The organism is Pseudomonas sp. R38(2017) (assembly GCF_002112395.1).
GTDB lineage: Bacteria > Pseudomonadota > Gammaproteobacteria > Pseudomonadales > Pseudomonadaceae > Aquipseudomonas.
Map to the genome: position 1 here is coordinate 383,244 of NZ_NEHN01000006.1, position 13,125 is coordinate 396,368.

Here is a 13,125-nt window from a genome sequence, read left to right on the forward strand (position 1 = left end):
GATGATCGTTCCCACGCAGAGCGTGGGAACGATCTGCGCGCAGGAATGATCTAGTCTTGGCAAGCCCCAGGGAGAGATCGCCATGTACCGCTTTTTCGAGCAGCTCAGTTCCCGCATCGTCGCGCCGTTCATGGGCGAATCCTCGCGCAACAGCAAAGTCTGGCCGTGCCGCTGCGGCCAGTCGCTGTTCTTTCGCAACAGCCAGTGCCTGGCCTGCAACGCGGCGCTGGGTTATCAACCGGAACACAGTCGGCTGACCTCGCTGCAACCCGGGCCGCAAGAGGGTACCTGGACGCTGGACGTCGATCCCGAGGCCGGGCTGTTTCGGCGTTGCGCCAACCTCGACACTCCGGCCGCCTGCAACTGGCTGCTGCCCGCCAACGATCAAGACACCCTGTGCGCGGCCTGCGCTCTGAATCGCACCATTCCCGACCTGTCCGTCCCGGAAAACCCCGAGCGCTGGCGCAAGGTGGAAATCGCCAAGCGGCGACTGGTGGCGCAACTGATTGGCCTCGGCCTGCCGGTCATCCCGAAAACGGTCGATGAAGAAACCGGCCTGGCGTTCGATTTCATCGGTGTCGATCTGGAGGGCAATGCTCCCATGACCGGCCATGCCAATGGCTTGATCACCCTCGACATCGCAGAAGCCGACGACGCGCACCGCGAGCAGGTCCGGGCGCAGATGCACGAACCCTATCGCACGCTACTCGGGCATTTTCGCCATGAAGTCGGGCATTACTACTGGGATCGGTTGATCGCCAACGGCCCCTGGCTCGGTTCATTCCGGAACCTGTTCGGCGACGAACGCGCCAGTTATGCCGAGGCGCTGGAGCGGCATTATCAACAGGGCGCGCCGGCGGACTGGTCGCAGCATTACGTCAGCGCCTACGCCACCATGCACCCGTGGGAAGACTGGGCGGAAACCTGGGCGCATTACCTGCACATGATGGATGCGGTCGACACGGCGCTGAGTTTCGGCATGAGCGCCCGGGAGATGGATCTCGACTATCAGCCGTTTCCGTCGAGCACGCTGTACGACCCCGAGCATCCCGGCGGCGCTGCGTTCCTGTCGTTCGTCAATGCGTGGATCGAACTGGCGGGCATGCTCAATGAGCTGTCGCGCAGCATGGGCCAGCCGGATTTCTATCCGTTCGTCCTGCCGCCAGCGGCAATCGCCAAGCTGCACTTCATTCATCTGGTGATCCAGCAAGAGGGCGGCCGTGCGGACGAGGTGCTTCAGGCGCAATAGCAAGTGCTTGAAGCCCTTCATATTTTTTATCTGCAACCAGCGGTTGTAACTTCGTCTCAGATAGGTACAATGGCGCGGCTCGCCGACAGGCGAGTGTCGTTATGGTGACCCTATCGGTCCCCCCGCAACGATTACCCGTGAACCTGGTCAGAGCCGGAAGGCAGCAGCCATAGCGGGAACATTGTGTGCCGGGGTGTGGCTGGTAGGGTTACCACCTTAACGAACGCCAAACGAATCAACACCGAACTGCATGGGTTTCGCCCACTGCGGTTTTTTTATGCCTGCGATTTGGCGTTCGAATCAGCACACCCTGTGGGAGCGAGCCTGCTCGCGATGAGCCCGACACGGGGTAATCATTTGCTCTTCAATCCCGCATACTCGCAGCCACCGAACTAAATGAAGAGTCTGGCCAGGAACAACCTTGTAAGGTCTGCATCCTGACCGCGAGGTTTTATGCTCCCCGAACATTCCGATTTATCCAGCCCTGTGTTCTTGCCCGTCACGGATGAAACCTGCGCGAACCTGTTGCAGGCGAGTGGCACCAATGCCCTCGAAGCCCTGACCGATCCAGAGTTGGCGGCAGTGCTGGTCATCCAGAACCTGGTGCAAACAAAAGAGCAGGATCTCGGCGCTGTGGCAGCAGAGAAGATTCTGGCCAAGCTTTTGTCTTGGGCTGCCGAAAATCGTCAGTCAACGAAGGCGGGCCTGCTGTCAGAAGCCCAGCGATTGTTCGACCCGCGCAAACTGTATTTCGGCCTGAAGGTCCTCCAACCGCTGAACCTGCGTTTTCTGCTGCCTGAAGAAGTGTCCGCACGCGACTACTTGTTGCCCGATGGTCATTGGGATTTCGACTACAAAGTCCGGCGTCATCGCAGCCATGACCCGTTCAGCCAGCCGATAGTGACGCCCCGTTACCGCGAGCGCTGGTTGAGCCCGGCACAGGACAAACTGGTCAGAACCTTCCGCGCCAACCTGGACGAAGACCTCCACGTTCAAGGTTACGCGGGGATCGGCAAAAGCCATCTGCTGGTGGCGTTGCTGGAGCATCTACGCCCGGAAAAGACTCTGTTGCTGGCGCGCACCCCGGCCAAACTGGAGGTGCTTCGCCAGCGGATGGTGGGGCCGAGCGAGAAGAAGGCCGGCAAGACCTTCCTGGCGTTTGCGCAGTCGCTGATGCTCGGGCATAGACCTCAGGCGCAGGGAGGGCGAATCCCGACCCGGCAGGCGCTGGCGCAGGAACTGAATATCTTCGGTTTTCGTCATCACGACGGGCAGGCGACTCTTGAACTCTGCCTCAAAGTGATCGAACGCTACTGCCGCTTCCGCGATCACACCTTTTCGGCGAAGCATCTGCCGCATTTCAACCAGCCGCTCTCCAGCGTCGAAGCTCAGGTGTTGCTGGAGTATTCGAGCCGGGTGTGGGGCTACCTTGAGCTCAATCCGGCATGGGGCAGCCAGACCGGGTTCGAAGCGCTGCTGGTGATCAAACGGGCCTGCATTGCCGGTTGCGTGGTGCCGGCGCGCTATACCCATGTGCTGATCGACGAGAGTCAGGACATTCCCGGGTCGTTGTTGCAGATCATCGAACGTGGTCGCCAGGTGTTGATCACCCTCGGCGACGAGTATCAACAGGCCAGCGGCGTGCCAGTCAAGCGCCACCGAGAGGTTCGCCAAAGCGATATCAGCTATTCCGTGCGCTCGGGCCGCAATGTCGAACGGCTGGTCAACCCGCTGATCGCCCGGCACTCGCAGAAGGGCAAGATTCCGTTCGAAGGCGCCAGTGATGCTGACGTCGTTATCAAGGAATACCCGGAAGGCTTCGTGCCGTCAGAAGGTTGCGTGGTGCTGACGGCATCGCCGTGGGACACCATGATCTGGGCCATCCACCTGCACGATTCCAACTGCAAGTTCAGATTCCCGGACAAGCTAACTCAGGATGATCTGAAGCATTTCATGGCCACTGCCATCGAGTTGTTCAAACCGGAATTCTACCGTTCCGAATTCAGCGAAAACGGCGTGCATCCGTACTTCAGCGACTTGCCCGACTGGCAAGCGGTGTGCGACGCGAACCGGTTCGACGAGTCGTTTCTGCGGGTCAGGGCCAAGCTGGAAAACGGCTTCATGATTGCCGATCTGACACGCCTGAACCGAATGATCGACAACACTGGCAACGGCTGCATGCTGATGCTGGCGGAAGAGGCGGGGGGAATGGAGTTCGACAAGGTTCTGCTGACTCCCGGCCTGCTGACCAACGAGAAATTCAAGGATGCCTATGCGTTCGATCAGCGGATCTGCGCCGTGTACATCGCCATTTCCCGCGCCAGGCTGAAGCTTTACGTGCCGTACGATGTGGTTGCCTGGGTCGAATATCACGAATACCAGAAATTCCGCGATACGGCGGGGCACTGATTATTCGGCTCGTTTGCGCAGGGTCATGGGGCGCTTTCGGGGGCGCCGGTATACAACCGGATAATGTCATCAATCTCCCCCGACATTTTCATCCGCAGCAACGTTCTCAATATCCGCTGCACCGGCACGACCGGGTCGTTGCGGACGTAGCAACCGACCTGCTGCTCCTGCAACACCGCCACCCCTTGCAGTTGTTGCCCCGGCAGCAGGCGCTGGTTGAACCAGTCCAGTGTCCATTGGTTGCTCACGGCGTAGCGGTATCGGCCGGCCAGCAGCTTGTCCAGCACCTGTTCCTGGTTGCGCGCGTCTTCGCGCCATAAGCGGTCGGCGTCGAACAGTGGTTGCAAGGTAGGATAGCTGTAGCCGAGCACGGTGCCGATCGACTGGCGGGGCAGGTGGGCCGGATCGACGCTGGAGGGTTGATCCTGGCGGCTGATCAGCAGATCACGCTGGAAAAAAAGCGGAATGCTCCAGATGTAATCACCGGACTGGTTCGGCAGCCAGGATTGCGCGGCATAACAGCGCACGTCGACTTCGCCGTGTTCCATGGCGTTCTGCACCCGGGTGCGGGGCAGGACGTGAAACTCTGCTGGCATGCCGACCTGGGTCGCGAGGCTGAGCATCATGTCGTAAAGAATGCCTTGGGTCGGTCGGCCACGTTCATATTGCACCAGCGGCATCGCCCAGCTGTCGGCCATGGCAAAACGCAGCGGCGGCTGCGCGGCCATCGCGTTCAGGCTGATTCCCAGTATTGCCCCCACGGCCCACCGCATAAATGCTCCGGTAATTCCCGTTCCCGTGCCGACAAATGCCTCCGCCCATGCAGCTTAGCCAGAATAGAAGAGCGCACCGGATGCAATTTTGCCCTTGCTCCGCTAGCATTAGCCGCTTCTGCTTCCTTTGCCGCGACGGTTTTCGATGAGTTATCAGGTTCTTGCACGTAAATGGCGTCCGCGCTCGTTCCGCGAAATGGTCGGCCAGACCCATGTGCTCAAGGCTCTGATCAATGCCTTGGACAGCCAGCGCCTGCACCACGCCTACCTGTTCACCGGGACGCGGGGCGTCGGCAAGACGACGATTGCGCGGATCATCGCCAAATGTCTGAACTGTGAAACAGGTATCACTTCAAGCCCTTGTGGCGAGTGTTCGGTGTGCCGCGAGATCGATGAAGGCCGCTTCGTCGACCTGATCGAGATCGACGCCGCGAGCCGGACCAAGGTCGAGGACACCCGCGAGCTGCTCGATAACGTGCAGTACGCCCCGAGCCGCGGGCGCTTCAAGGTCTACCTGATCGACGAAGTGCACATGCTCTCCAGCCATTCCTTCAATGCGCTGCTGAAAACCCTCGAAGAGCCGCCGCCCTACGTCAAGTTCATCCTTGCGACCACCGACCCGCAGAAACTTCCGGCAACGATTTTGTCGCGATGCCTGCAGTTCTCCCTGAAGAACATGACGCCCGAGCGTGTGGTCGAGCATTTGACTCATGTCCTGACCGCCGAAAACGTACCGTTCGAAGACGACGCACTGTGGCTGCTCGGCCGCGCGGCCGACGGTTCGATGCGTGACGCCATGAGCCTGACCGACCAGGCCATCGCCTTCGGTGAAGGCAAGGTGCTGGCTACCGACGTACGGGCAATGCTCGGTACGCTGGATCACGGCCAGGTTTACGACGTGCTGCACGCACTGATCGAGGGCGACGCCAAGGCGTTGCTCGAAGCCGTGCGCCACTTGGCCGAACAAGGGCCGGACTGGAATGGCGTGCTCTCGGAAATTCTTAACGTGCTGCACCGCGTCGCCATCGCCCAGGCCTTGCCGGAAGGTGTCGACAATGGTCACGGCGACCGTGACCGGGTGTTGGCGCTGGCCCAAGCCTTGCCGGCCGAAGACGTGCAGTTCTATTACCAGATGGGCCTGATCGGCCGCCGCGACTTGCCACTGGCGCCGGACCCGCGAGGCGGTTTTGAAATGGTGCTGCTGCGGATGCTGGCCTTCCGGCCGGCGGACACGGCGGATGCCCCGAGGCAACCGCTAAAGCCAGTGGGGATCAGCCAGGCCACAGTTGATTCCGCAAACTCAGTGGCTGCCGCGCCGAAACCTGCGCCGGTAGTTGCTGCGGCTGTTGCGCCAGCGCCAGCGCCGGTGGTTGCACCTGCGCCTGCTCCCGAGCCTGCTCCCGAGCCTGCCCCGGTAGCCCCGGTGATTGCGCCTGAACCCGTACCTGAGCCGGAGCCCGAACCGGTCGCTGTCGAAGAAGTCGTCGATCTGCCGTGGAATGACCCGGTAGAACCAGCGTCTATCCAGCAGCCAGCGGTAGAGCCGGTTCTGGAAACCACCGCCGAGCAGCCTGATCTGCCGCCAATGCCGCTGCCGACCCCGGACAGCGTCGTGCCGGATGCGCCTGAATGGGCCGCTGCGCCGATCCCCGAGCCGTCCGTGGCCGAAGTCGATGCCTTTACGCCGGGCATGGACATGGACGACGAGCCGCCGCTCGACGAGGACTACATCGAGCCGGACATGGATTCGGCCTACAGTTACCTCGACGATCTGGCCAGCGAACAGGCGGCCGATCCGGTTCCGGAGCCCGAGCCGGAACCCGCCGCCGCGCCGGCCACCGGTCTGGCCCTGCAATGGCTGGAGCTGTTCCCGAAACTGCCGATTTCCGGCATGACCGGCAGCATCGCCGCCAACTGCACGCTGATCGCGGTCGATGGCGACAACTGGCTGATGCACCTGGACCCGGCCCACAGCGCCTTGTTCAACGCCACTCAGCAGCGTCGTCTGAACGATGCCTTGAACCAGTACCACGGTCGCACGATCAACCTGAGCATGGAGCTGATCAAGCCCGAGCAGGAAACCCCGGCCCAGGCTGCATCCCGGCGCCGTGCCAACCGTCAGCGCGAGGCGGAGGAGTCGATCCACGGCGATCCGTTCATCCAGCAGATGGTGCAGCAGTTCGGTGCGGTCGTGCGACACGATACTATTGAACCTGTCGACGCCCTGGTCAGCCAGGGCTAATAACTGAAGGCGTTTGGCGCAAGTCGCCGGGCGCTGTATTGATCCAAGTACTTTTGAGGTGATTACCATGATGAAAGGTGGCATGGCCGGCCTGATGAAGCAGGCGCAGCAGATGCAGGAAAAAATGGCCAAGATGCAGGAAGAACTGGCCAACGCAGAAGTCACCGGCAAGGCCGGCGGCGATCTGGTCACCGTGGTGATGACCGGCCGTCATGACGTGAAAAAAGTCAGCATCGACCCAAGCGTTCTGCCGGGCCTGGACGAAGACGACCGCGAAGTGGTCGAAGATCTGGTGGCCGCTGCCGTCAACGCCGCCGTGCGTCAGATCGAAGCCAACAGCCAGGCAAAAATGGGCAGCATGACCGCTGGCATGAACCTGCCGGCCGGTATGAAACTGCCGTTCTGATTCGCCTTCGGGTGGCAGATGAGCTACAAAAAATGCCAGGCATCGCGCCTGGCATTTTTGTTTCCGGCTGACGAAGCATCGAACGCGCAATTGCTGCAACGGTCTGCTCCCTATACCTACGGATTCACTGCTCACAGGAGACGCTGACATGTCCGACCCTCTGACCCTCAATCAACGCTTCGTGCTGGCCTCGCGGCCGGTGGGCGCGCCGACGCCCGAGAATTTCCGTCTGGAGCGCGAGGCGTTGCCGGATCTTGAAGACGGCCAGTTGTTGCTCAAGACCCTTTACCTGTCGCTCGATCCCTACATGCGCGGACGCATGAGTGACGCACCGTCCTACGCGGCACCGGTACAAATCGGTGAGGTGATGACCGGTGGGGCTGTCAGTCGGGTCGAGCAATCGCGTCATCCGAAATTCCAGGTCGGTGATCTGGTGGTCGGCGCCACGGGCTGGCAAAGCCACAGCCTAAGCGACGGTCGCAACATCATCCCGATCCCTTCGGGGCTGCCGAGTCCGTCGATGGCCCTCGGTGTGCTGGGCATGCCGGGTATGACCGCTTACATGGGGCTGATGGATATTGGCCAGCCGAAAGCAGGGGAGACCCTGGTAGTCGCTGCTGCGTCGGGCGCGGTCGGCTCGGTGGTGGGTCAGGTCGCCAAGATCAAAGGCCTGCGCGCCGTCGGCGTGGCCGGTGGTGCCGAGAAGTGCAAGTACGTGGTCGAAGAGTTGGGTTTCGACGCCTGTATCGATCACAAGGCGCCGGACTTCGTCGAACAACTGGCCAAGGCATGCCCGAAAGGCATCGACATCTATTACGAAAACGTCGGCGGCCATGTCTTCGATGCGGTCGTGCCGCTGCTCAATCCCAAGGCGCGGATCCCGTTGTGCGGCCTGATCGCCGGCTACAACGCCACCGAAGTGCCGAAAGGCCCGGATCGCTTGCCTGCCTTGCAACGCACCCTGCTGACCAAGCGTGTACGCATTCAGGGCTTCATCGTGTTCGACGACTACGGCGACCGTCAGCCGGAATTCATCAGCGCCATGGTGCCGTGGGTGCGCGAGGGCAAGGTGAAATTCCGCGAAGACGTGGTCGATGGCCTGGAGCAGGCGCCGCAGGCGTTTATCGGTCTGCTGGAGGGGCGCAACTTCGGCAAACTGGTGGTGCGGGTCGCCCAGGACTGAGGATTTGACGCTGGCCGGAGGCGCGGGTATAAACCGCGTCTCGTTGTTTTGTCGGACTTTTTCCCCATGAGCTTCAGCCCTTTGATTCGCCAACTGATCGACGCCCTGCGAATTCTGCCGGGCGTGGGTCAGAAAACTGCCCAGCGTATGGCGTTGCAGTTGCTCGAACGTGACCGCAGCGGCGGCACGCGCCTGGCCCAGGCCTTGAGCCAGGCCATGGAAGGGGTCGGACACTGTCGCCAGTGCCGCACGCTGACCGAAGACGATCTGTGCCCGCAATGCGCCGACACCCGCCGCGACGACACGTTGCTGTGCGTGGTGGAAGGTCCGATGGACGTGTACGCGGTCGAGCAGACCGGGTTCCGCGGCCGTTACTTTGTGCTCAAGGGGCACCTGTCGCCGCTGGACGGGCTCGGACCGGAGGCCATCGGCATTCCGCAACTGATGGCGCGGATTGAAGAGGCGGGCACTTTCACCGAAGTCATCCTCGCCACCAACCCGACCGTGGAAGGTGAAGCGACCGCGCATTACATCGCGCAATTGCTCAACAACAAAGGCCTGATCGCCTCGCGTATCGCTCACGGCGTACCGTTGGGTGGTGAACTGGAACTGGTGGACGGCGGCACGCTGGCCCACTCGTTTGCCGGGCGCAAGCCGATTTCCCTCTGATCTACACAATCCGGTTGAAAACCAAGCAAGCGCTCGGTTAAGTTCGGCGAACCCTTCCATGGAGTTCGCCGATGCCCGCCTTCCAGGAATACTTCGACCCCAGCCACCAAATAGTCCGCGACAGCGTCAGACGTTTCGTCGAGCGCGAGATCCTGCCGGACATCGACGCGTGGGAAGAAGCCGAAAGCTTCCCTCGTGAGCTATACCTCAAGGCCGGTGCGGCCGGCATCCTCGGTATCGGTTATCCCGAAGCGCTGGGTGGCAGTCACGAAGGTGATCTGTTCGCCAAGATCGCCGCCAGCGAAGAACTCATGCGTTGCGGCTCCGGCGGGCTGGTGGCCGGGCTTGGTTCGCTGGATATCGGTTTGCCGCCCATCGTCAAATGGGCCCGGCCCGAAGTGCGTGAACGCGTTGTGCCTCTGGTACTCAGCGGCGAGAAAATCAGTGCGCTCGCGGTGACCGAGCCGGGCGGCGGTTCCGACGTCGCCAACCTGCAGACCCGCGCCGTACGTGATGGCGATCATTACCGGGTCAGCGGCAGTAAAACCTTCATCACCAGTGGCGTGCGCGCCGACTTTTACACCGTCGCGGTGCGTACCGGTGCGCCCGGTTTTGGCGGCATCAGCCTGCTGCTGATCGAGAAGGGCACGCCCGGTTTCACCGTCGGCCGGCAGCTGAAGAAAATGGGCTGGTGGGCGTCGGACACGGCTGAATTGTTCTTCGACGATTGCCGGGTGCCTGTGGGAAACCTGATCGGCGCGGAGAACATGGGTTTTGCCTGCATCATGGGCAACTTCCAAAGCGAGCGTCTGGCCCTGGCATTGATGGCCAACATGACCGCGCAACTGGCGCTGGAAGAGAGCCTGAAGTGGGCGAAGGAGCGTGAGGCGTTCGGCAAACCCATCGGCAAGTTCCAGGTGATCAAACATCGCCTCGCCGAAATGGCCACGGCGCTGGAAGTCTCCCGGGAGTTCACCTACCGGCAGGCGGCGAAGATGGCGGCGGGTCAGGGCGTGATCAAGGAAATCTCCATGGCCAAGAACTTTGCCACGGACACCTCGGACCGCATTACCACCGAAGCGGTGCAGATTCTCGGCGGGCTGGGTTACATGCGCGAAAGCCTGGTGGAACGGCTGTATCGGGATAACCGCATCCTGTCGATTGGCGGCGGGACGCGGGAAGTGATGAACGAGATCATCAGCAAGCAGATGGGGCTTTGAATGATCGTTCCCACGCGAGCGGGAACGATCGGCGTCGCGGTGTTGCTTACTTATCGGTCAACGCAAACTGCGTCAGGCAGAACGTCGGAATCCCCATGTCCTCAAGGCGCTGCGAACCACCCAGCTCCGGCAGATCAATGATCGCCGCCGCTTCATGAACGCGGGCGCCCATGCGGCGGATCAGGTTGGCCGCCGCGATCAGCGTGCCGCCGGTGGCGATCAGGTCATCGAACATCACCACCGAATCGCCTTCGCACAGACTGTCGGCATGCACTTCGAGGAACGCTTCGCCGTACTCGGTCGCGTAACCTTCGGCCAGCACGTCCGCCGGCAGTTTGCCTTGCTTGCGAAACAGCACCAGCGGCTTGTTCAGCTGATAGGCCAGCACCGAACCGATCAGGAAACCCCGCGCATCCATCGCGCCGATGTGGGTGAAGTCAGCTTCCACGTAACGGTGGGCGAAGCTGTCCATCACCAGGCGCAAAGCCTTGGGAGACTGGAACAGCGGGGTGATGTCGCGAAAGATCACGCCCGGTTTCGGGAAATCGATCACAGGGCGGATCAGGGATTTGATGTCGAAGGAATCGAAGACCATCGTCGAGGTGTCCTGGCAGGGCTGCAAACGGCGCAGTATACCCGCGGCTGAAACGATACGCTCGGCCGCGGGTCGAGATCACACTTCGAGCGAGCCACCGGCCAGGGCGCAGAGCTGGATCGGGTCGAGGATATGGATTTCCTTGCCCTCGGCGGCGATCAGTTCGTTCTGCTGGAAGCGGGTGAAGACCCGGGACACGGTTTCCACCGCCAGCCCCAGATAATTGCCGATTTCATTGCGCGACATGCTCAGGCGGAACTGGTTGGCCGAGAACCCGCGAGCGCGGAAACGGGCCGACAGGTTGACCAGGAACGTGGCGATGCGCTCGTCGGCAGTCTTCTTCGACAGCAGCAGCATCATTTGCTGGTCGTCGCGGATTTCCCGGCTCATCACGCGCATTAACTGACGGCGCAGTTGCGGCAGTTGCAGGGCCAGTTCGTCGAGGCGTTCGAACGGAATCTCGCAGACCGAAGTGGTTTCCAGGGCCTGGGCGGAAACCGGGTGCTTCTCGGTGTCCATGCCGGACAGGCCGACCAGTTCGCTCGGCAGGTGGAAACCGGTCAGTTGTTCTTCGCCGGTATCGCTCAGGCTGAAGGTCTTCAGGGCGCCGGAGCGTACTGCATAAACGGAATCGAAGGTGTCGCCCTGGCGGAACAGGAACTCACCCTTCTTCAACGGGCGGCCACGTTTAACGATTTCGTCCAGCGCATCCATGTCTTCCAGATTCAGCGAAAGTGGCAGGCAGAGAGGGGCCAGGCTGCAATCCTTGCAATTAGCCTGGTTGTGAGCGCGCAGTTTGACTGGCTCGGACATTTCTTAAATCCTTGTGGGAAAACACACATAAGCCGTAAGGGTAACCCAGGGGAGGACATTCAGGCCAGCCTACGGCGAGATTGCTCCCACGGGCAAAAAGCCGCATGGCAAAGCGCAGACCTGTTGATATGGGTTGACCCGCAAGGAAATGGCTTGATGGTGCGCACGCAATTGACGACGGTTCAGATCACCCGCGAAAAACGCTGGCGGTTCTGCTGTTCCAGATACGCGTCGAACACCATGCACACCGAACGCACCAGCAGGCGCCCCGCGGGCAGCACGTTGATTCCTTCGCGATCCAGTTCGATCAACCCATCCTTTGCCATGTCTTGTAACTGCGGCCAGAGCGTACCGAAGTAACCCTGGAAATCGATGTTGAACGTGCGCTCGATCTCGGCGAAATCCAGACTGAAATTGCAGATCAGTTGCTGGATCACCGCGCGGCGCAAGCGATCATCGGCGTTGCACACCAGGCCACGACTGGTGGCCAGTTGCGCGCCAGCCAGGGTGTTCTGGTAGTGATTGAGGTCGCTGCTGTTCTGGCAGTACAGGTCGCCGATCTGGCTGATGGCCGATACGCCCAGCCCGATAAGGTCGCAATGACCGTGGGTGGTGTAGCCCTGGAAGTTGCGTTGCAGGGTCGATTCTTCCTGAGCAATCGCCAGTTCATCGTCGGGCAGGGCGAAGTGGTCCATGCCGATGTAGCGATAGCCGGCGGCGGTCAGTTGTTCGATGGTGCGTTGCAGCATTTCCAGTTTCTGCGTCGGGCTCGGCAGTTCGTTGCCGTTGATCCGTCGCTGCGGCATGAAGCGTTCCGGCAGGTGCGCGTAGTTGAACACCGAGAGCCGATCCGGTTGCAGGCTGATGACTTCCTCGACGGTACGGGCGAAGTTGTCCGGGGTCTGCTTGGGCAGGCCGTAGATCAGGTCGATGTTGATCGAGCGAAATTGCAGGGTACGCGCCGCGTCGATCACCGCGCGGGTTTCTTCCAGGCTTTGCAGGCGATTGACCGCCCGTTGCACCGCCGGGTCGAGGTCTTGCAGGCCGATGCTGACCCGGTTGAAGCCCAGTTCCCGCAGCAGGCCCATGGTCGACCAGTCGGCTTCACGTGGGTCGATCTCGATGCCGTAATCCCCGGAGTCATCGTCCAGCAGATTGAAATGTTTGCGCAGGTGCGCCATCAGTTGCCGCAATTCATCGTGGCTGAGAAAGGTCGGGGTGCCGCCGCCGAAATGCAGTTGCTCGACTTTCTGCGCCGGGTCGAGGTGGCAGGCGATCAACTGGATTTCCTGCTCGAGCCGTTGCAGATACGGCAGCGCGCGGCCGCGATCCTTGGTGATGACCTTGTTGCAGGCGCAGTAGTAGCAAATGTTCGCGCAAAACGGCACGTGCACATACAGCGACAATGGGCGCAGGGCCTTGCGGCTGTCGCGTAGGGCATGAAACAGGTCGAAGGTGCCGACCTGACTGTTGAATTGCACGGCCGTCGGGTACGAGGTGTAGCGTGGCCCCGCCAGGTCGTAGCGGCGGATCAAATCGGTGTCCCAACGAATGGCGTCGAGCATG

At 61.2% G+C, this 13,125-nt stretch carries 11 protein-coding genes and 1 other RNA gene; 8 read left to right on the top strand and 4 right to left on the bottom strand.

Features of this window, described 5'->3' with window-relative positions:
• The first annotated feature begins 82 nt into the window (after positions 1-82).
• From CAF87_RS17820 to CAF87_RS17830, 3 genes are all read left to right on the top strand, one after another.
• Positions 83-1,249: a putative zinc-binding metallopeptidase gene (locus tag CAF87_RS17820; RefSeq protein WP_085732413.1), complete on the top strand. Its 1,167-nt coding sequence runs from the start codon at positions 83-85 to the stop codon at positions 1,247-1,249.
• 111 nt (positions 1,250-1,360) lie between these two features.
• Positions 1,361-1,457, top strand: an RNA gene (gene ffs, locus CAF87_RS17825) — signal recognition particle sRNA small type.
• A 245-nt stretch (positions 1,458-1,702) separates the two neighbouring features.
• A complete protein-coding gene (locus tag CAF87_RS17830; RefSeq protein WP_085732414.1) occupies positions 1,703-3,658 on the top strand; it encodes a hypothetical protein in 1,956 nt (651 codons plus the stop codon).
• Between the two features lie 23 nt (positions 3,659-3,681).
• Here CAF87_RS17830 and CAF87_RS17835 read toward each other — a convergent pair whose 3' ends face one another.
• Positions 3,682-4,431, bottom strand: a complete 750-nt coding sequence (locus tag CAF87_RS17835) for an ABC transporter substrate-binding protein (RefSeq protein WP_085732415.1) — start codon at positions 4,429-4,431, stop codon at positions 3,682-3,684.
• Between the two features lie 145 nt (positions 4,432-4,576).
• Here CAF87_RS17835 and dnaX point away from each other — a divergent pair, with 145 nt between their 5' ends.
• The 5 genes from dnaX to CAF87_RS17860 all read left to right on the top strand — a co-directional run bounded on the left by dnaX (position 4,577) and on the right by CAF87_RS17860 (position 10,151).
• The gene (gene dnaX, locus CAF87_RS17840; RefSeq protein ID WP_085732416.1) at positions 4,577-6,673 is read left to right on the top strand and encodes a DNA polymerase III subunit gamma/tau; all 2,097 of its coding nucleotides are present in this window, start codon (positions 4,577-4,579) and stop codon (positions 6,671-6,673) included.
• A 67-nt stretch (positions 6,674-6,740) separates the two neighbouring features.
• Positions 6,741-7,079, top strand: coding sequence for a YbaB/EbfC family nucleoid-associated protein (locus CAF87_RS17845; RefSeq protein WP_007951650.1), 339 nt, complete (start codon positions 6,741-6,743; stop codon positions 7,077-7,079).
• Positions 7,080-7,227: 148 nt separating this feature from the next.
• The gene (locus tag CAF87_RS17850) at positions 7,228-8,262 is read left to right on the top strand and encodes an NADP-dependent oxidoreductase (RefSeq protein WP_085732417.1); all 1,035 of its coding nucleotides are present in this window, start codon (positions 7,228-7,230) and stop codon (positions 8,260-8,262) included.
• 66 nt (positions 8,263-8,328) lie between these two features.
• A complete protein-coding gene (recR, locus tag CAF87_RS17855; RefSeq protein ID WP_085711931.1) occupies positions 8,329-8,931 on the top strand; it encodes a recombination mediator RecR in 603 nt (200 codons plus the stop codon).
• Positions 8,932-9,002: 71 nt separating this feature from the next.
• Positions 9,003-10,151 carry an acyl-CoA dehydrogenase family protein gene (locus CAF87_RS17860; RefSeq protein WP_085732418.1) on the top strand — a complete coding sequence of 383 codons (1,149 nt, stop codon included), beginning with the start codon at positions 9,003-9,005 and terminating at the stop codon, positions 10,149-10,151.
• A gap of 46 nt (positions 10,152-10,197) precedes the next feature.
• On the opposite strand, the gene CAF87_RS17865 is transcribed toward CAF87_RS17860, so the two are convergent.
• From CAF87_RS17865 to hemN, 3 genes are all read right to left on the bottom strand, one after another.
• The gene (locus CAF87_RS17865) at positions 10,198-10,746 is read right to left on the bottom strand and encodes an adenine phosphoribosyltransferase (protein WP_003223345.1); all 549 of its coding nucleotides are present in this window, start codon (positions 10,744-10,746) and stop codon (positions 10,198-10,200) included.
• Positions 10,747-10,824: 78 nt separating this feature from the next.
• Positions 10,825-11,559 (bottom strand): fumarate/nitrate reduction transcriptional regulator Fnr, encoded by a 735-nt coding sequence (gene fnr, locus CAF87_RS17870; RefSeq protein ID WP_007951654.1) that lies wholly within the window; start codon positions 11,557-11,559, stop codon positions 10,825-10,827.
• A gap of 182 nt (positions 11,560-11,741) precedes the next feature.
• Positions 11,742-13,124: an oxygen-independent coproporphyrinogen III oxidase gene (gene hemN / locus CAF87_RS17875; protein WP_085732419.1), complete on the bottom strand. Its 1,383-nt coding sequence runs from the start codon at positions 13,122-13,124 to the stop codon at positions 11,742-11,744.
• Position 13,125 lies beyond the last annotated feature (1 nt).